Source organism: Candidatus Tisiphia endosymbiont of Nemotelus uliginosus (assembly GCF_964264755.1).
Classification (GTDB): domain Bacteria; phylum Pseudomonadota; class Alphaproteobacteria; order Rickettsiales; family Rickettsiaceae; genus Tisiphia.
On sequence record NZ_OZ183481.1, the window covers coordinates 1,036,861 to 1,055,886 of the forward strand.

21 protein-coding genes, 1 tRNA gene and 1 rRNA gene are annotated in these 19,026 nt (G+C 33.5%); 9 read left to right on the forward strand and 14 right to left on the reverse strand.

Annotated elements, in window-relative coordinates; translation table 11 throughout:
• Positions 1–439: 439 nt before the first annotated feature.
• Positions 440–516, forward strand: a tRNA-Asp gene (locus ACFELW_RS05375).
• Here the strand turns inward: ACFELW_RS05375 and ACFELW_RS05380 are convergent.
• Positions 505–1,035: a hypothetical protein gene (locus ACFELW_RS05380; protein ID WP_375329864.1), complete on the reverse strand. Its 531-nt coding sequence runs from the start codon at positions 1,033–1,035 to the stop codon at positions 505–507. The two genes, ACFELW_RS05375 and ACFELW_RS05380, sit on opposite strands and share 12 nt — an antisense overlap.
• Positions 1,032–1,794, reverse strand: a protein-coding gene (locus ACFELW_RS05385) for an IS5 family transposase (protein WP_375329865.1) whose coding sequence is annotated in 2 segments (ribosomal slippage) — positions 1,032–1,428 and positions 1,427–1,794 — 765 coding nt in all. Because the reading frame shifts where the segments join, the coding sequence is not laid out codon by codon here. Before ACFELW_RS05385 ends, ACFELW_RS05380 begins: the two co-directional genes overlap by 4 nt.
• A 72-nt stretch (positions 1,795–1,866) precedes the next feature.
• Between ACFELW_RS05385 and ACFELW_RS05390 the strand changes: the two genes are divergently transcribed.
• Positions 1,867–2,349, forward strand: coding sequence for a hypothetical protein (locus ACFELW_RS05390; RefSeq protein ID WP_375329866.1), 483 nt, complete (start codon positions 1,867–1,869; stop codon positions 2,347–2,349).
• 39 nt (positions 2,350–2,388) lie between these two features.
• On the opposite strand, the gene ACFELW_RS05395 is transcribed toward ACFELW_RS05390, so the two are convergent.
• From ACFELW_RS05395 to ACFELW_RS05405, 3 genes are all read right to left on the reverse strand, one after another.
• Positions 2,389–3,152 (reverse strand): IS5 family transposase gene (locus tag ACFELW_RS05395; RefSeq protein WP_375329714.1). Its coding sequence is split into 2 segments (ribosomal slippage): positions 2,389–2,817 and positions 2,820–3,152, totalling 762 coding nucleotides; the frame shifts between segments, so codons are not numbered across the junction.
• Positions 3,153–3,279: 127 nt separating this feature from the next.
• Complete coding sequence (locus ACFELW_RS05400; protein ID WP_375329867.1) at positions 3,280–3,777, reverse strand: IS630 family transposase; 498 nt, start codon at positions 3,775–3,777, stop codon at positions 3,280–3,282.
• Between the two features lie 20 nt (positions 3,778–3,797).
• Entirely contained in the window at positions 3,798–4,283 is a 486-nt protein-coding gene (locus ACFELW_RS05405; RefSeq protein WP_375329868.1) for a helix-turn-helix domain-containing protein, read from the reverse strand.
• A gap of 82 nt (positions 4,284–4,365) precedes the next feature.
• On the opposite strand from ACFELW_RS05405, the gene ACFELW_RS05410 reads away from it, so the two are divergent.
• Positions 4,366–5,129, forward strand: a protein-coding gene (locus tag ACFELW_RS05410) for an IS5 family transposase (RefSeq protein ID WP_375329869.1) whose coding sequence is annotated in 2 segments (ribosomal slippage) — positions 4,366–4,698 and positions 4,701–5,129 — 762 coding nt in all. Because the reading frame shifts where the segments join, the coding sequence is not laid out codon by codon here.
• Here the strand turns inward: ACFELW_RS05410 and ACFELW_RS05415 are convergent.
• Complete coding sequence (locus ACFELW_RS05415; RefSeq protein ID WP_375329870.1) at positions 5,122–5,259, reverse strand: hypothetical protein; 138 nt, start codon at positions 5,257–5,259, stop codon at positions 5,122–5,124. The genes ACFELW_RS05410 and ACFELW_RS05415 overlap by 8 nt on opposite strands.
• Positions 5,260–5,308: 49 nt before the next feature.
• On the opposite strand from ACFELW_RS05415, the gene ACFELW_RS05420 reads away from it, so the two are divergent.
• Positions 5,309–5,953, forward strand: coding sequence for a hypothetical protein (locus ACFELW_RS05420; RefSeq protein ID WP_375329871.1), 645 nt, complete (start codon positions 5,309–5,311; stop codon positions 5,951–5,953).
• On the opposite strand, the gene ACFELW_RS05425 is transcribed toward ACFELW_RS05420, so the two are convergent.
• Positions 5,950–7,758: an AAA family ATPase gene (locus ACFELW_RS05425; RefSeq protein ID WP_375329872.1), complete on the reverse strand. Its 1,809-nt coding sequence runs from the start codon at positions 7,756–7,758 to the stop codon at positions 5,950–5,952. The two genes, ACFELW_RS05420 and ACFELW_RS05425, sit on opposite strands and share 4 nt — an antisense overlap.
• Positions 7,759–8,549: 791 nt before the next feature.
• Between ACFELW_RS05425 and ACFELW_RS05430 the strand changes: the two genes are divergently transcribed.
• Together ACFELW_RS05430 and ACFELW_RS05435 are read left to right on the forward strand one after the other, a co-directional pair.
• On the forward strand, positions 8,550–9,377 hold the full coding sequence (locus ACFELW_RS05430; protein WP_375329873.1) for a hypothetical protein: 828 nt from the start codon (positions 8,550–8,552) through the stop codon (positions 9,375–9,377).
• Complete coding sequence (locus ACFELW_RS05435; protein WP_375329874.1) at positions 9,374–11,881, forward strand: LysM peptidoglycan-binding domain-containing protein; 2,508 nt, start codon at positions 9,374–9,376, stop codon at positions 11,879–11,881. The genes ACFELW_RS05430 and ACFELW_RS05435 overlap by 4 nt, the downstream gene beginning before the upstream one ends.
• Before the next feature lie 127 nt (positions 11,882–12,008).
• Here ACFELW_RS05435 and ACFELW_RS05440 read toward each other — a convergent pair whose 3' ends face one another.
• Positions 12,009–12,290 carry a hypothetical protein gene (locus ACFELW_RS05440; RefSeq protein ID WP_375329875.1) on the reverse strand — a complete coding sequence of 94 codons (282 nt, stop codon included), beginning with the start codon at positions 12,288–12,290 and terminating at the stop codon, positions 12,009–12,011.
• A gap of 20 nt (positions 12,291–12,310) precedes the next feature.
• The gene (locus ACFELW_RS05445; RefSeq protein ID WP_375329876.1) at positions 12,311–12,601 is read right to left on the reverse strand and encodes a hypothetical protein; all 291 of its coding nucleotides are present in this window, start codon (positions 12,599–12,601) and stop codon (positions 12,311–12,313) included.
• A 129-nt stretch (positions 12,602–12,730) separates the two neighbouring features.
• Here ACFELW_RS05445 and ACFELW_RS05450 point away from each other — a divergent pair, with 129 nt between their 5' ends.
• On the forward strand, positions 12,731–12,937 hold the full coding sequence (locus ACFELW_RS05450; RefSeq protein WP_375329877.1) for a hypothetical protein: 207 nt from the start codon (positions 12,731–12,733) through the stop codon (positions 12,935–12,937).
• Here the strand turns inward: ACFELW_RS05450 and ACFELW_RS05455 are convergent.
• Both ACFELW_RS05455 and ACFELW_RS05460 read right to left on the reverse strand, forming a co-directional pair.
• On the reverse strand, positions 12,906–13,403 hold the full coding sequence (locus ACFELW_RS05455) for an IS630 family transposase (protein WP_375329846.1): 498 nt from the start codon (positions 13,401–13,403) through the stop codon (positions 12,906–12,908). The two genes, ACFELW_RS05450 and ACFELW_RS05455, sit on opposite strands and share 32 nt — an antisense overlap.
• 20 nt (positions 13,404–13,423) lie before the next feature.
• Positions 13,424–13,909: a helix-turn-helix domain-containing protein gene (locus ACFELW_RS05460; RefSeq protein ID WP_375329860.1), complete on the reverse strand. Its 486-nt coding sequence runs from the start codon at positions 13,907–13,909 to the stop codon at positions 13,424–13,426.
• A gap of 129 nt (positions 13,910–14,038) precedes the next feature.
• Between ACFELW_RS05460 and ACFELW_RS05465 the strand changes: the two genes are divergently transcribed.
• Together ACFELW_RS05465 and ACFELW_RS05470 are read left to right on the forward strand one after the other, a co-directional pair.
• Complete coding sequence (locus tag ACFELW_RS05465) at positions 14,039–14,407, forward strand: hypothetical protein (protein ID WP_375329878.1); 369 nt, start codon at positions 14,039–14,041, stop codon at positions 14,405–14,407.
• 524 nt (positions 14,408–14,931) lie between these two features.
• The gene (locus ACFELW_RS05470; protein ID WP_341759298.1) at positions 14,932–15,153 is read left to right on the forward strand and encodes a hypothetical protein; all 222 of its coding nucleotides are present in this window, start codon (positions 14,932–14,934) and stop codon (positions 15,151–15,153) included.
• A 61-nt stretch (positions 15,154–15,214) separates the two neighbouring features.
• Here ACFELW_RS05470 and ACFELW_RS05475 read toward each other — a convergent pair whose 3' ends face one another.
• The 3 genes from ACFELW_RS05475 to ACFELW_RS05485 all read right to left on the reverse strand — a co-directional run bounded on the left by ACFELW_RS05475 (position 15,215) and on the right by ACFELW_RS05485 (position 19,005).
• A complete protein-coding gene (locus ACFELW_RS05475; protein WP_375329879.1) occupies positions 15,215–15,922 on the reverse strand; it encodes a hemerythrin domain-containing protein in 708 nt (235 codons plus the stop codon).
• Complete coding sequence (locus ACFELW_RS05480) at positions 15,919–16,827, reverse strand: hypothetical protein (RefSeq protein ID WP_375329880.1); 909 nt, start codon at positions 16,825–16,827, stop codon at positions 15,919–15,921. Before ACFELW_RS05480 ends, ACFELW_RS05475 begins: the two co-directional genes overlap by 4 nt.
• A 675-nt stretch (positions 16,828–17,502) precedes the next feature.
• A 16S ribosomal RNA gene (locus ACFELW_RS05485) occupies positions 17,503–19,005 on the reverse strand.
• Positions 19,006–19,026 lie beyond the last annotated feature (21 nt).

Genomic DNA, 19,026 nt, shown 5'->3' on the forward strand with positions numbered 1-19,026 from the left:
TTCTGTCTTATAACGTTCCTTCAACTTTTCTCTTTGGTCTTCTGTCAATACATTCTTGCTCATAATCTCATATACTCTATAATATCTCTCCTATCTTTGCAACCCTTCTTTTATGAGTAGTATACATGAGGCAAGATATCACCTCAAACTAACTCAGAAACAATTTGATACAGCATTTGGAGTTAGCATTGCAACACTACGTAATTGAGAACAAGGGCATAGATCACCAACTGGTGCAGCAAAGGTACTTCTTAAGATTATTCAAAAGGAACCTGAAATTGTAAAACAAGTTTTAAGAGGTTAAATTGTTTGTACTAATTATTATTTTTAAAAACCTTCAGATATCTTGTCAACTGTTTTTAGGCAATGCCTGATGAGTTCTTGACAGAAGAGTTGACTTTATATATATTGCTGTCTATATGCCATAGATATTAATAAAGGGGGTGTAGCTCAGTTGGTTAGAGCGTCTGCCTGTCACGCAGAAGGTCGCGGGTTCGAGTCCCGTCACTCCCGCCATTCGGCACAACTTGCTACTTTTTGCATTTCTATGAATGGAAAAGCCAGAACGTAATGCAGCTTACAGCCCTCAAGTGTTAGGTTCGAAAATATAAAATTTAATAATTCCCTTTTTTCAACAATTGTCGAACCTTTAAAAGTTTCATAGGCGTTTTTGCTGATACTTATAAGGTCTGCAAGCTTTTTAGAAAGCTTATCATCTACTTTGTCATAACTCTTAATTAATTCAGTTAATTCATATTGTCTTTCCTTTAATTGAGTTTTCTTACGAAAAAATTCTTCTCTAGTTAAGGTGCCATCTGCTAAGAAATCCATCAATCTATCGAGTTTATTTTGAATAACGGTATGCTCTTGTTTTAATTCACCAACTTCACGGTTAAATTCATGAGCCTTGCCTTTATTGACATCTATTAAATAATCGATTGTTTGTTTTAATATCTCAGGATTTTTTATTTGCAAGGTTTTTAATACTTCCTCAATTTGCCTTAATATTTCATCTTCCCTAGGGTATGTCGTCACGAGATTTGAGCCCACATTAGTAAAGCCCTTAAACAAAGACCCGCCATGTATGATTTTGTATTTTTAGCATATCTTGTTGCTATACCACGCCATTCTTTAAATTTTTGAAATGTATTTTCAATAATGTGCCTTAGCTTATATAGATATTTATCTATCTCTCTTTGAATCTTCCTGTTTCTTTTTGATGGTATTACAGGAATTATGTTTGCATTCACAGCCGATTCTATTATGGCGTTTGTATCGTAAGCTTTATCAGCCATAAGATGTTGTGCCTCCATATTCTGGATTAACTCGCAAGCTTGAGTACAATCATTTCTGGAACCTTCTGTAACAATAATTCTGACCGGCATACCATACGCATCCACGGCCATATGTACCTTTGTATTGAGCCCCTTTTGTGCGACTAACCGTTTGATTCCCGCCTTTCGCTCCAAGCCCTGCTTTGTGAGTTTTTACAAATGTAGAATCTATCATTAACCATTCAAAATCAGGAGCATTTATAAAAATATTTAGCAAATTCTCCCATATCCCATTATCACGCCATCTACAGAATCTTCTGTGTACATTCTTCCAATTGCCATAATCAGGAGGCAAATCTCTCCATGGAGCTCCCGTTCTAAATATCCACATCACTGCATTTATAAAAGTTCTATTGTCTCTTGCAATACCTCCCCAACAACCTTTCTGACCAGGTAAATTACTTTCTATCTTATTCCAAAGCTCATCGCTTATATCATGTCTTCTATGTGCTAAACTCATTGCTTCTTATCGCCTATTTTTATTACTACAATTATAATAACAAATCACATAAAATTATGCAATCACAATCTCGTGACGACATATCCTAGAAAAGCAGAGTTAGGGAAGAGGATGCACGCTAGAACAATTATAAGGCAGACTTTCGTGGAACTGCTAAAAGGTCGGACAATGGCAGCAAATAGAGTTTATGATAGCCGTTTATATAACCTTGAATCAGTTGGATTACCCAGCATTATCGTCTTTGCCACTAATGAAACAATAGCAAACAACACAATCAGCAAACCTCGTTCACAACAAGATAGAAGCCTAAGAATTACTGTTGAGTGTTATGCTAAAGCAACTGCAACGGTGAATGTTATAGTTGATAATCTAGCTGTTCAAATAGAGCAGTTGGTAGCGAGCAACCAAATTCTTAGAGGATTATGTAAAGATTGCCAGTTAGAATCAACTGATATTAACCTTAATAGTGAAGGTGATCAGCCCGTTGCCGTTGTCAGCATTGTATTTTTGGTGAGTTATAGAACTCATGAAGATCGACCTGAAATAATCATATAAGACTTTAAAATAATGGGTAATAATAACTAGGGCGTGTCATCAATTAAGCAATATTACAGAAGAAGCCAAATAAATTGCTCCCAGAAAATTCTGAGCTAGTTTATCATAACGCGTAGCAATGCCTCGAGATTGTTTAAGTTTTGCAAAGAAATTTTCAATTAAATGACGATACTTATAAAGCTCTACATCATATTCTACAGGAAATTTACGATTCTTCTTGGATGGAATTACAGGAGTGCAATTCTTATCTTTTATCTTATTCCTCATTCTTGCCTTAGCATCATAAGCCTTATCTGCAATTACGGTATCCGCTTTTGTCAAAGTTTCCATTAAAGCATCAGAACCTTGTAAATCATGCGACTGACCAGGGGTTAAATAAAAAGCTGTCGGATTTCCTAAAGCATCAACAGTTGCATGAATTTTAGTTGATAAACCACCTTTACTACGACCTATTGCTTGGTCATCTACTATGACTTTTTTTTAGCTCCGGCACTATGTTGATGTGCTCTAACAATCGTTGAATCAATCATACTATATTCATTATCTGCATCTTGTGCAAGTAGTTCAAAAACCTTCTTCCATACATCTTTTTGGCTCCAACGTGTATGTCTTGTATGAATTACTCTAAAATCTCCAAATCTTTCTGGTAAGTCTCTCCACGGTATACCAGCACGATATCTATATAATACAGCTTCTACGAATAATCTATTATCTTTGGCACTTGCTCCTACGTCTCCTTCTTTTCCAGGTAAAATATCCTTTATCCTTTCCCATTGATCATCTCTTAAAGCATATCTGCGCATTGGTCACCTTCTTATTTTTTTACCAATATCTAATTTGCCTCATCCTAATATTTATGTCAACTTAATTGATGACACGCCCTAGATATTGGTAAAAAAATAAGAAGGTGACTAATACCAATTCCCGAATTTAATTTAGTAAATGATTCATGCAACAAATAGATTGAATTAGCAAGGTATTTAAATTTTTAATAGAGGAAGATACTACTATTTCTAATTGTTCAATTGTATTGTATACTTTATTCTTTATAGTCTCAGACTTTAAATGCTCCCATAATCGCTCCGCAGGATTTAATTCAGGAGAATATGGTGGCAAATAAAGAATTTCTATATTAGCAGGAACCACTAAGTCCTTAGACTTATGCCATCCAGCACAATCCATAACAACAATGGCTTTTTGAACGCCTATATGTTTAGACATTTCCGCAAGAAACATGTTCAAAGACATAGTATTAACATTTGGCATCATTAAGCTAAAATCATCTCCTGTTATTGGGTTAACAGCACTGTAAACATAAAAATTCTGAAAACCTATTTTGATTTTAACTTGAGTTCTGATACCTTTGCGAAACCAACCATGACCTAATTTAGAATGAGTTCCAAAACGCGATTCATCAAAGAAATACAAAAAACTTCTTGGATTGCTTGTTATTTTTTCTTGAATTTTTTTTTAAACTGTTCATGAGTTTCTTTATTCTGTTTGTAATGCACTGCTCTTGGAGTAATGTACGCAAACTTAAGCTTGTGCAATGCCCTGTGTACAGCCGATTTACTTACATTAATTCCCAAATTTTCTTTAAGTTTTATGACGATACTTTTTATTGTTATGTTACAATCTTCTTGTATCCATTTGTTTATTGCTTCATAGCAGCTTTCCGTTAAATCGCTTTTCCTTCCCCTACCTTTTTTATATTCAAGATTTTTATCATCGCCTTGGGCAAAGCTTTTTATCCAGTTTCTTAGCGTATTAGTTGTGATATCAAATATTTTAGACACCATACCAATACCATGTTCTTTTGCAGCTACTATAGCTCTTAACCTAATAGCGATCCTATTCTCTTTGTTCGTACTTGCAAGTTGAGCTATAGCCTGTTTGTATAAATCTTCTGTTATTAATTTTTGATGAGTACCCATTACATTCCTAATTTTATCTATCTTTTACATTATAACCTATTTTTCTCATCTTTATACTAAATTAAATTTGGGAATTGGTATAATGTGCAGATATGCTTTAAGAGATGATCAATGGGAAAGGATAAAGGATATTTTACCTGGAAAAGAAGGAGACGTAGGAGCAAGTGCCAAAGATAATAGATTATTCGTAGAAGCTGTATTATATAGATATCGTGCTGGTATACCGTGGAGAGACTTACCAGAAAGATTTGGAGATTTTAGAGTAATTCATACAAGACATACACGTTGGAGCCAAAAAGATGTATGGAAGAAGGTTTTTGAACTACTTGCACAAGATGCAGATAATGAATATAGTATGATTGATTCAACGATTGTTAGAGCACATCAACATAGTGCCGGAGCTAAAAAAAAGTCATAGTAGATGACCAAGCAATAGGTCGTAGTAAAGGTGGTTTATCAACTAAAATTCATGCAACTGTTGATGCTTTAGGAAATCCGACAGCTTTTTATTTAACCCCTGGTCAGTCGCATGATTTACAAGGTTCTGATGCTTTAATGGAAACTTTGACAAAAGCGGATACCGTAATTGCAGATAAGGCTTATGATGCTAAGGCAAGAATGAGGAATAAGATAAAAGATAAGAATTGCACTCCTGTAATTCCATCCAAGAAGAATCGTAAATTTCCTGTAGAATATGATGTAGAGCTTTATAAGTATCGTCATTTAATTGAAAATTTCTTTGCAAAACTTAAACAATCTCGAGGCATTGCTACGCGTTATGATAAACTAGCTCAGAATTTTCTGGGAGCAATTTATTTGGCTTCTTCTGTAATATTACTTAATTGATGACACGCCCTAGATAGATTGATTGATAACGTCTAAATTCTTCTTTAGTCTTTGCTTCATTCATTAATTGTTTCACTTCTTCTACATTAACTTCTAATACCTGATACCCTCTAGACATCTTAATTAACACTATACTATCTTAAATAACACACTATAGCATCTATATTATTAAATAGATAGTGATTTGGTATTACTTAAGAGCTTGGAGTCCAAAAGATCCCAAAAAAGCTATTTGGGTCAGGGAAGATGAAATATTAAGGCAAATTGAGGAAGTATTAAAAACCTTACAAATAAAAAATCCTGAGATATTAAAACAAATAATGGATTATTTAACAAGTGTCAATAAAGACAAGGCTCATGAATTTAACCGTGAAGTTGGAGAATTAAAACAAGAGCATACCGTTATTCAAAATAAACTCGATAGATTGATGGATTTCTTAGCAGATGACACCTTAACTAGAGAAGAATTTTTTCGTAAGAAAACTCAATTAAAGGAAAGACAATATGAATTAACTGAATTAATTAAGAGTTATGACAAAGTAGATGATAAGCTTTCTAAAAAGCTTGCAGACCTTATAAGTATCAGCAAAAACGCCTATGAAACTTTTAAAGGTTCGACAATTGCTGAAAAAAGGGAATTATTAAATTTTATATTTTCGAACCTAACACTCGAGGGCTGTAAGCTGCATTACGTTCTGGCTTTTCCATTCACAGAAATGCAAAAAGTAGCAAGTTGTGCCGAATGGCGGGGCGTAGTGAACAATTTCCGAACCCAACCAAACACTAAATTGCTCGTAATTCAAACGCTTACGCTCTATTATTAGAGCTTCGTTACCTCATATTGTAACTCCATATTTTTTCCACAAAATGCCAGTGAAATTTTTAATATTTGTTTCACATGTGAATGCTCTTTTATTTTACTATCATATTTTCTATTAATAATTTGTTGTAAGCCTGCTTTGGCTATATCAGCTAAATCTTCTAAGGATTTAGCAATTTTATACTCGATAATCATCGCTTTATCACCTTTGCCAATTTTTGGAATCATCACAACGTCAGCTCTGCCATCCCCTGATTCTTGTTCGCTCGATATTATATAACTAGAACCTAGCATATTAATAAAGCCGAGCATAAAGCCACTATAAAATAATTCAGCTTTTTTCTCTCCTGTTTGATGAAAACTAGTAGAATTAAGTAACAATTCCTGCAGACGCTCCTTAAACTCCTCTATTCTACCATCTGGTAATAAAGTAACGAAAGAATAATAGCCAGAATTATCAATATCTAATTGTTTACTAACCCATTGCACCATTCTTTTTTGGTAGATATATTTTACCTCATAATTAGGGATAGATAGTTCGTAAATATCTTGTTCTGACATCTTGGCTGCAGGATTTAGATAACCACTAAATAATAATAAGCTAAATAACCCTTCTGGTTTGTTAATATCAGCAAAATTTATATGTTTAGTAATAGAAGAAGTAATCGTTTTACCTGCAACTAAAGCCTGGATATTTTGTTGCATCTCGTCTGAGAGCAGTACATGATCAATCCAATCAGTCCCACCACTATCAATCCAATAGTGATCAAGCTTGCCTTTACTTGCCAAACATTGCATAATTGACCATGGATTATAAATGACTTCTCCACCAAAATTATAGCCATTATACCAATTTTTAATCTCTTCTGGCTTTGTAGTGGTTGGTACTTTAGTTAATAATTCATCAACTTCTGCTTGAGTAAACCCGTAACTGTTAGAAAATCTTTCATCTAGTAAACTACATTCAGTTAAATTATTCAAATCTGAAAACAAATTAGCCTTAGCAACACGCAATATACCGGTAATAACACCTTTTTGTAATGAATCATTGGTTTTAAGACTATTACCAAATATTGCACGAAATAGAGCTAATACTTCCTCAAACTCTTCTAGATTATTGCCAAATTTCATATAGGCACTATTAATTGGCGTATCATATTCATCAATTAATATGTAAACTTTTTGATTAAAATGTTTATAAAGTAAATCGCTTAGAAATTTCAAACTATTTTTAATGTCATCTTCTATTAACTTGCCTGTAAAATATCTTTGTAATATTTCCTTTTGTGCATCAATCAATAATTTTTCATCTTGTTTTATATAACGCTCTAAATAACGATGCTTGGCAAATAAATTAATTATTTGACTTTTAATTCCCACCTCAATTTCTTGATAACTACTTCCCCTAACGCCCTTAAAACTTATAATAATAACTGGAAACTGACCTTGGCGTTTCATAGAGTTTGCTACATTAGCAATTTTTAATGGCTTTAGTATCTTAGTCTCATCAAAACCCAAATCCACCTCTCCTCCGCTAAACAGCTTATGATTCACTCTTTGTTCTTGTGGCAGAGGATTGCCATACTCACCTATTTCTATTTCAAAAAATCTCCTAACCATATCCATATTCAGACTCTTACCCCAACGTCTTGGGCGGGTAATGAGTGTGACTGCTCCACTATCTTCTAATAACTCCTTAATCATTAGGCTTTTGTCAACAAATATATCGCTATTTAGTAATAATGCCTTGAAGTCATCGGTACCAACAAACATTCTTGGCTGATAATTATTGTGGGTTTTTTCTTTCATATTTTATTCAATTAACTAAAAATTACTCTTAATGTCTAATAATTTATAACAACTCATGAACATGGTATTTACTCATAACTTGCTTATATGCTTCATTATAACATAATAATAACTTGCACTAACTATTTATCAGTAAAAAATTATAAATTTTTTAACTTCTTATCCAAAATTCGCGTAATAAAGTATTTTAGGGATTTTTTTGTCTAAGGAGTCGTAAGAAAATAATGTGTATAAATTCTACATATATTCATAAAGTCCAACAAATTCCTAGGTTGCTGTGTACCTAAATAAAAGAATGCATAAAAATTAGTAAACAAAAAGGTTAAAAAATGATAACGTTTTGATGGCTCAACAAAAGAAATATTACCATAGACAAGTATTACGTATATTTGTGATAATATTGAGGTCATCCTCCTCATCCTTAAGTCTAATAACGTAGATAAATAAAGTAAAAGTAATAACAGGAAAGAATAGAAGAAAAATGAAGGGTAAGTAGACCTGCCATTAGTTTATTATCGTAAAAGATAATTGATTTTACAATAGTTTGATCATTATAGTACATTACTGACAGTTATTTATTATAGTATCCTACATTTTTTATTCCATTGTAAAAATAACAAAAATTTATAAGGCATTATGATACATAACCTCAATTCGGGATAAGAATAAGCCTTTTAAAGAATGATAACAGTAATGTACTGAGTTAGAGAATAAAAAATAAGCAATATCACAAAAATAATGAAAACAGCTATTAGTGGATTAAAAAAATATGTTATAGTAAAGATTATTAAATGAAGATAAGTAATAAAATGTTACAAATATTAATGTTTTCTATAGCACTCTTAATAAATAGTAATGTTTTTGCTATAGATTTTAAAACAGAAAAGGAAAAAGGTGTGTGGATTAAGAATTTCTTTAAAGATAAAGAAATGGCTCCAATAGAATACCCGATGAAAGCTACTGAAGAGGAGAAAAAGTTTGAGCGACAACTAATAAAAGACTTTATTAGTCAAAATGGCATTGAACATATTGAGCCAATCGCAAGAGGCAAAACACTTACAGACCCAGAAATAGCTCAATATAACAAAGCTTGCCCAGGTAAGAAACCTATTGATATGCATAAATGGTGGCCTACCGTGGTTCTTGAAGGAACAGCTGAAGAAATCGAAGAGACCCTGGAAGATGCAGGTGATGAGTTTGCAAGTGCTATTGATATAAAGCGATGTAATGGCAAAATGAAGATTTATCGATTTAATTTATTCAATACTAGTGATAACAAGCAAGAATATATTCTGTATTGTGATGATTATAGGGAAGTTAGAATGAATGGTAAATTATATGATATAAACAGGCAAATGGAAGATTTTAGTATATTAGGATCTTACCTACATTTTGACCCTAATAAATGTTTATATAGTCAAGAAATATTTGTTACCCATCCTTTATGGGGAGAGGCGGCAAGCGGTATTTTTAAGTATCAAGGTAAAAATTATTTGTATGAAATAAGGACAACCAATTTTAGACCAAAAGGTGAAGTAACTAATATTTTCTTGAAGCGTAAAGAAGGTGTATTAAATGCTAAATTTTTTAGTGCAAAAACCAAAGGGAGGTTAAAATGATTACAGAAGAATTTAATAAGAAATTTGCTGAGTTTGTAACAGAACCTGAGGGGGGCGAAAAGCTCAAAATCTATGATGATGGTTATGGAGTACCAACCATTGGTATTGGTTTTGCTCTAATTAATAAAGTACCAAATGGATGGCAAGCATATTCAGAAAATGAATTAAAGGAAAGAGGAATTAATTTAACTTCTGAGCAATATGATATTATTGTAAATTATGCAGATGCGAAATCTCGAGGTCGTGATACATCGCATCTGAAGAAGCAGTTAGATGATCTAGATTTCACCATTGACACTACAATTTCTCAAAGTTTATTAGAACACTCCATTGAACAAAAATATAAGGAGATTAAAAAACAAATAGGAGAGGAATGTTGGGATCGGCTTAATCTAGCACGTCAAGTTGGAGTAATGGATCATGCTTTCCAAAAAGGCAATATTGTAGCATTAAAAGAATCTTTGATTGCTGGGGATTACGTTCAAACAGCGAAAATAATGAGAAATGCTGAGCCTGCTTGGAAAGATAGGGCAGAGCTAAGAGCTGATTTCGTAGAATGTGGAAAAATGGAGTTTGAAGGAATTTATATAGTAAAAAGAAAAGATACCTTTGGTACTATTGCTAAAGCTCATAATATGTCAGCAGAAGAGTTAAGGACGTTAAATCCAAATGTTAAAGATCCAAATAAAATCTCTGTATTACAGAAAATAAATGTACCTTTACCTCTTGTTACTGAAGAAACTCTGATTGTAGATGAAGATAATTCAGTATGTCAGCCTGACTCTGACAGTATCCTTAATAAAAATAGTCTATTTAAAAGTATATTCTATCATTATAAGTATGATTATTTCTTAAATATTCATCATAAGAGTGCTGATGCTTATTCGTATTATACATACTCGGATCATGCAACAAATTTTTCTCTCCCAGCATCTTCTGGATATTTTTATATTAGTTTACAGTCACCTGGTAATCCAGTGTCTTATTTTAGTGGATATCCTTATAACCCAGAATTATATAATTCTGGGTTACCTCAATCTATGATAATTTCATCAGAACAGAAGAAAGCACATTTTGATCTGCAACAATCAGCAAAAGATAGTGGTATACAACTTCTTCATACAAAGCGTATAGGGATAACTTCAGAACAATATTTTCTAGCTTGGAAATATGCAATGAAACAAACAAATGGTGCATTTGTGGATAGAGTATATTCTCTTAAAGTACAAGATTGGACGGATTTTGTTCAATCCGTCTATCATGTTGCTGGTCTACCACTCTTTTTTTCTGTTGTTTATAGCTCATCAGAGTTAAGAAGCTTAAATACTCCTGCTGCTTATAGTGTTTTAACAAAATATGGTAGTAAAGATACAGTTGAAGAATATTTTAGTAATGTACAGGCTAATACATCAAAGGAGTTAACTGAAAGATTGAATGTAAGAATTGATCAAGTAGTACAATTATCGAATGGAACAACGCCTTATTTTAAGGTATCAGTAAAAGATTTGTTGTTACCAGAAGATCTTAGTAATATACCACCTATTACACCAAGTGAATGGGCATCTATGTTAAATGATGCCTTCTATAAGCATTTTACTCCTAATCCATCATTACCAAGAATACTATTAACAGGAGCTATGTTATCACAAAATTCCGGATCTTTTATAGAACTATTATATGAACCTATAGAAAAACATATAGAAATTGCACAATTTTTAAAAATGGTAAAAGAATATGAACAATTATTAGCCCAACGGGATGAAATGCTAGCTTATATAAATTTTATAAAATTTAATGATATCATGCAACCTATGAAGTTAAATATTGCTCTATTTAAAATGCAGTGCAAGAATTTATTAGAGAATTCCCAAAATAAATCTTCTGTAGAATGTCAAAAAAAACTTCTAACAATTAATATTAATAACGCAATCGAAGATTTTGGTAATAAAATCAAGCAGTTTAGTGATAATAAAGCCAGGAGTTTTGATTATTTAACAGAAATCTTAAATCAAGATTGGCAAGATGATGTATTAACATTTTGTAAAAATATTACACATCAGGAGAAATTATTCTTAAAAAGAATGGAATTGTTACTAGCAGTGAACACATCTGATCTAGACTTAGATAATCAGAAACATCCTCATCATCATGGAGAGAATAGTTCACATCACATAGTACGTAGAGATAATGTATTAGGCGACAAACATTCTCCAGAAAGTTTTCCTAGATTATTATCCGATGATTTAAGTACAAATTCTGTATCTAAAAATTATGATGTTAATAGTACATTGATATTAGTAGATGCAGTAATTCGTATGATAACTGGAAAAAAATATCAGAATACTAATAATAAGATACTTAATAAGAATGTAGATCAGGAATATGCTAGCAATCTTGCATATAGTGCATATGTCCCTAAAGATCAAGTAGTGAGTAGTAATGAGAGTAATCTGAATGTATTAGAAGATCACACACAAGATATAGAGTTATTAGGGGGAGTGTAATAGGACAATGTCATTCGGTTAAGAAAATACGAGAGTCTATCAGAAAGATTGTGTGAAGTAGTTGAGATTTAATCTTACATTTAGTAAAATAAACAAATTATTAAATGGAGATTAAAATGAATTTAAATCAGAAAATAATTAAGACCAAAAATAGGATTAGTTGAACTAGCAAAAAGCTTAGGAATGATATTATATAATTATGAGCTAACATATTAATAAAGCCTAGCATAAAGCCACTATAAAACAGTTCTGCTTTCTTTGCTCCTGTTTGATGAAAACTAGTAGAATTAAGTAATAATTCTTGCAGACGCTTTTTAAACGCCTCTATTTTACCATCTGGTAATAGAGTAACAAAAGAATAATAGCCCGAATTATCAATTTTTATTTGTTTAGTAACCCATTGTAGCATTCTCTTTTCATAAATATATTTCACCTCGTAGTTAAGTTAGGAGCAGATAAATCATAAATATCTCTTTCTGGCATCTTGGTAGTTGTATTTAGGTAACCACTAAATAATAATAAGCTAAATAACCCTTCTGGTTGGTTAATATCAGCAAAATTTATATGTTTAGTAATAGAAGAAGTAACAGTTTTACCTGCAACTAAAGCCTGAATATCTGTTTGCATCTCATCTGAGAGCAATACATGATCAATCCAACCAGTTCCACCGCTATCAATCCAATAGTGATCAAGCTTGCCTTTACTTGCCAAACATTGCATAATTGACCATGGATTATAAATGACTTCTCCACCAAAATTATAGCCATTATACCAATTCCCAAATTTAATTTAGTATAAAGATGAGAAAAATAGGTTATAATGTAAAAGATAGATAAAATTAGGAATGTAATGGGTACTCATCAAAAATTAATAACAGAAGATTTATACAAACAGGCTATAGCTCAACTTGCAAGTACGAACAAAGAGAATAGGATCGCTATTAGGTTAAGAGCTATAGTAGCTGCAAAAGAACATGGTATTGGTATGGTGTCTAAAATATTTGATATCATACCAATTCCCGAATTTAATTTAGTAAATGATTCATGCAACAAATAGATTGAATTAGCAAGGTATTTAAATTTTTAATAGAGGAAGATACTACTATTTCTAATTGTTCAATTGTATTGTATACTTTATTCTTTATAGTCTCAGACTTTAAATGCTCCCATAATCGCTCCGCAGGATTTAATTCAGGAGAATATGGTGGCAAATAAAGAATTTCTATATTAGCAGGAACCACTAAGTCCTTAGCCTTATGCCATCCAGCACAATCCATAACAACAATGGCTTTTTGAACGCCTATATGTTTAGACATTTCCGCAAGAAACATGTTCAAAGACATAGTATTAACATTTGGCATCATTAAGCTAAAATCATCTCCTGTTATTGGGTTAACAGCACTGTAAACATAAAAATTCTGAAAACCTATTTTGATTTTAACTTGAGTTCTGATACCTTTGCGAAACCAACCATGACCTAATTTAGAATGAGTTCCAAAACGCGATTCATCAAAGAAATACAAAAAACTTCTTGGATTGCTTGTTATTTTTTCTTGAATTTTTTTTTAAACTGTTCATGAGTTTCTTTATTCTGTTTGTAATGCACTGGTCTTGGAGTAATGTACGCAAACTTAAGATTGTGCAATGCCCTGTGTACAGCCGATTTACTTACATTAATTCCCAAATTTTCTTTAAGTTTTATGACGATACTTTTTATTGTTATGTTACAATCTTCTTGTATCCATTTGTTTATTGCTTCATAGCAGCTTTCCGTTAAATCGCTTTTCCTTCCCCTACCTTTTTTATATTCAAGATTTTTATCATCGCCTTGGGCAAAGCTTTTTATCCAGTTTCTTAGCGTATTAGTTGTGATATCAAATATTTTAGACACCATACCAATACCATGTTCTTTTGCAGCTACTATAGCTCTTAACCTAATAGCGATCCTATTCTCTTTGTTCGTACTTGCAAGTTGAGCTATAGCCTGTTTGTATAAATCTTCTGTTATTAATTTTTGATGAGTACCCATTACATTCCTAATTTTATCTATCTTTTACATTATAACCTATTTTTCTCATCTTTATACTAAATTAAATTTGGGAATTGGTATGAAAAGGGAAAAGATTGTTTAAATAAAGCCTTAGAGCAAATTAACACTGTGCCGGAAATACATTTGATACACAGCTATATAGGTGATGAGGAAATAAAGACACTAGTGGAATCCTTAAATAACAATAGCACTGTGAAAGAACTAAAATTGAGCGGCAATCAGATAGGTGATGAGGGAGCGGCGGCACTAGTAAAAGCCTTACAGAGCAATAACACTTTGCAAAAACTAGAATTGAAGCACAATCAGATAAGCAATAAATTATTACAGGATATAAATGAACTATTAAAGAAACACGAATTACAAGCCATAGAAGAATTACAAGCAGAAAAATATAATTTAGAATTAAAGGTTGCCGATGATCATACTGAGGTACCGTTTCTTGGTGATGAAGATTCTTCAGCAACATTAAACATGTAAGGATTTTTTAAGTAAAATTTCTATATATTACAAAAACCTGAAGAAATATTATGGTAATTTTTATTCTTCAGGTTTTTGTATTTGTTATATAGTCAATTGATGAAAAATTTGTGACGTCGTCACTCATCGCTTGCCTATTACTTATAGGCATCGCTCCTACTACCCAATTCTCCTGAATTGACTATATAAAGGCGAAAGAGCTATACCAGAAAGTACATGGTAATAAATCCTAATTTACCAGTGTTCCGTTGTTTAGTAGAATAAGGGTCAGCTCTTTAACGCTTACAGAAATAGCAGAAGAACTAAATGTTCCTAAAATAACTAGGCTTTAAAACAATCTGTAAAAGCTTCAGTCTAAACTGGTTTAAGGTTCGCAATATGTACCATGCTCCCCGCCAATACTTACCACCCTTCCAGGGTTTTATTACTCTTTTTAAGAATTTCATATGTGTACCATATGTGCTAATCTTAAATTTTGACCTACAAAAAAATATATTTTTCACCCTATTACAAGGGGAAAAAATATGACAGAATCATTAACTTTTCCCAACACCTTAGTTGAAAATCTTGATATTATATTTTATAATTTTGTTGATAATTTTATCCCACCTGAATGGAGGAATCTTACTAATAATTACGATAAACGATTAAGTACAACCTCTCGTCAACTTCTATCTTTGATAGTTTCTCGCCTACAGATTTATCAAAAAAATAAACTATCAGAAGAATTACAATGTAAATTGTAATGATCCTTTGCCCCCCTGTTGTAATCAACTATTAACCCCTCTGAACCCATAAAAAAATTAGTTAATTTTTTAAATCGCCCTGGTCTACAATTAAGGGTAAATCAAACTCAATGGCAAAAGTAGATTTATCATCAGCAGTGAAACAACCTTCTGAGATTAATGCACGCTTCCAAATTTCAAAAAACAGTTCAGGTGAGCAAGCTTCTTTAAGATCTTGTAAATAAGTGTGTTTTTCAAGAAAATTTAAAACCGGGAAGAAGCTCGAGCTATCTAATAAAACATGTTCAGGCAGACCTTTATAACTATCTACGGTAACCTGCTGCAGCTCTTTATCAGAATAAAGTTTCCATAATTCAGGCATTAATATGTTTTCTTCTTGATAAAAATGCAGAAGATTGTGAGACAACAACTGATCATATGAGGAACAGATATGGCGACCCTGTACAACCCGTTCTTCATCATCCACTGTTTTTATTGCAGTTTCAAAAAGGCACTGAAAGGTCATCAGCTCATCTTGCTGGTTGAAATGTTCTTGTTTAACGTGCTTATGTACGGTTGATCCTTTCTTATCAAACAGTGGGGTAAAATATTTTTCTTCTTTTTGTGCATGCATTTTTAGATCAAATACAATATTGTCAAAAGAATCTTTAATACTAGTTACAGCTACTATTTTTCGAAAATCTATTTTACCTAGCTTTTCTCCAAACTGGCACAGCTCCTTACGAAGAAACTTATGTACACTTCTATACAAATCATATCTTATTTTCATTTTATTATACTTCTTGTTACTTTTGGTTGTGTATTAGGTTTGGATGTAGAGTCTGAATCATTTGTTTTTTCTTTTTCCTTGTTCGATGCTTCGAATTTTTGTTTGATTTCTTCTAGAGAAGCAATTGAACTTGAAGGGATTCTAGCCCAAATACTTGTCTTTGCCGTGATAATAGCCTTGCATTTAGTAATATCAGTAACGTTCTTATCAAATGTTATTATACTTCCATCCCCTTCTCTCTTATAAAATGCACCCTTATTCTTTGGGCTATCAGTTAGGTTGAGTCTTGTTAAAGGTACTTGTGCTATTGCATGTGCTGCTGTACCTCTATTGTTATCGACAACTAAGGTTCTATTTTTGTCACCTTTAGTTGGTTTTATATTTTTATCATCGACTTTAGATTCAGTCGGATAGTTAAATACTTGTATTCTAAAATCTTCCGTTGGAAATGGTTTTATTTCTCCAACTTCTTGTATTTTGCGTCCTTTATGTTCAAACGATTTACCTTTTTCTTCTGTATTAGAAAAACGTGCATTTGCCTTATCTTGAGAAAATTCGATTTCATAAGCATTGGAACAAAAATAGTCATTGAATGCTTTTGCTCGATTGTTCAAATTATATAAATCCTTTATTCGGTTTTCTGCTTTTTGTTTTATTTCTTCCTGTTCTTTTATTAGGTTTGTTTCGTTTTGTTTTATTTCTTCCTGTTCTTTTTTACTAAACACCATGTATTCCTTGACAAATGCAATCCGTAATATTTTTTTGTTACCCTTTTTTGAAACAGCTTCAAGTTGGTCAAATATATCTAGCATATTCTTAATATAATCGTTACTGCTGTTTTCATAGTATTTATTTTTATAGTCAGATAACTCCTTTTTAAAAATTTTTTCTATAGGATTAGTCATAATACATACTATAATTAGTTAAAAAGTTGGTAGATGAAGATTAAAATCAAGAAATGCTAGGAGTATTCAAGTCAAGGAATGGAACGTACATTTAGTATGTAAGCATTTCGTATCTTAAATAATGACAATGCAATTCTTGATTTTCTATCTGAGTGTACTAAAATGCTTTGAAGAATTATTTTTTGAAAATATCAGGAACTCGCATACTCACGTACGTTGCATGTGTTCATCCATAGTATCCTACATTTTTTATTCTATAACTATTACAATAGCACAAAAACATCATTGCGAGGAGACCATAAAGTCGACGAAGCAATACTTTTCTGGTTACTTTTTTGTGGATTGCTTCGTCGCTAATAGACAATTGGCAATCAGATTTTTTATTCATCATAAAAAAATAGTAAGAAAAAATGTAGGATACTATGGTGTTCACCTCTCATTTTCAAATCCAATTCTTTAAATAATTTGAGTATATACACTCAAATTATATTATGATACTTTACAAATTAATATCACTTTATTAGAGATTAGCAGGTTAATTATAACATGTACAGGGAAAAACTTAAAGAAAGAGCTGTTTTTAAAAATTTGATAAACAATCAGTTAAAGGTAGTGACAGCGAAAGTCGAACTTAGGCAAATATTACAAAAGTAATACTTGCTATATTAAGTCTTTAAAGGAGGTAATCCAGCCGCAGGTTCCCCTACGGCTACCTTGTTACGACTTCACCCCAGTCGCTAATTTTACCGTGGTTGGCTGCCTCTTACGTTAGCTCACCACCTTCAGGTAAAACCAACTCCCATGGCGTGACGGGCAGTGTGTACAAGGCCCGAGAACGTATTCACCGCGGCATGCTGATCCGCGATTACTAGCGATTCCAACTTCATGTTCTCGAGTTGCAGAGAACAATCCGAACTGAGATATCTTTTAGGGATTTGCTCCACGTTACCGTATTGCTTCCCTCTGTGGATACCATTGTAGCACGCGTGTAGCCCAACCCATAAGGGCCATGATGACTTGACATCGTCCCCACCTTCCTCCGGCTTATCACCGGCAGTTTCCTTATAGTTCCCGGCATTACCCGCTGGCAAATAAGAATGAGGGTTGCGCTCGTTGCGGGACTTAACCCAACATCTCACGACACGAGCTGACGACAGCCATGCAACACCTGTGTGTGGTCCAGCCGAACTGAAGGGATGCATCTCTGCTTCCCGCGACCACCATGTCAAGGGTTGGTAAGGTTTTTCGCGTAACATCGAATTAAACCGCATGCTCCACCGCTTGTGCGAGCCCCCGTCAATTCCTTTGAGTTTTAATCTTGCGACCGTACTCCCCAGGCGGAGTGCTTAATGCGTTAGCTACGAAACCGAAAGAATTTCTCCCGATATCTAGCACTCATCGTTTACGGCGTGGACTACCAGGGTATCTAATCCTGTTTGCTCCCCACGCTTTCGTGCATCAGCGTCAGTTGTAGCCTAGATGACCGCCTTCGCCACCGGTGTTCCTCCTAATATCTAAGAATTTCACCTCTACACTAGGAATTCCATCATCCCCTACTACACTCTAGATTAGTAGTTTTGAAAGCAGTTCCGAGGTTAAGCCTCGGGCTTTCACTTCCAACTTACTAAACCGCCTACGCACTCTTTACGCCCAGTAATTCCGAACAACGCTAGCCCCCTCCGTCTTACCGCGGCTGCTGGCACGGAGTTAGCCGGGGCTTTCTTGGTCAGGTACCGTCATTATCTTCCCTGCTGAAAAGGGCTTTACAACCCTAAGGCCTTCGTCACCCACTCGGTATTGCTGGATCAGGCTTTCGCCCATTGTCCAATATTCCCCACTGCTGCCTCCCGTAGGAGTCTGGGCCGTGTCTCAGTCCCAATGTGGCTGATCATCCTCTCAGACCAGCTACAGATCGTTGGCTTGGTAGGCCATTACCCTACCAACTACCTAATCTGACGCGGGCTCATCCATCAGCGATAAATCTTTCCTCCGAAGAGAATATACGGTATTAGCATCTATTTCTAAATGTTATTCCGTACTGATGGGCAGATTCCCACGTGTTACTCACCCGTCTGCTACTAACTAATTTAGAGCAAGCCCTAAATTAATCCGTTCAACTTGCATGTGTTAAGCATACCGAAAGCGTTCGTTCTGAGCCAGGATCAAACTCTCAAGTTTGATTCTGTCTACTTTTTATTC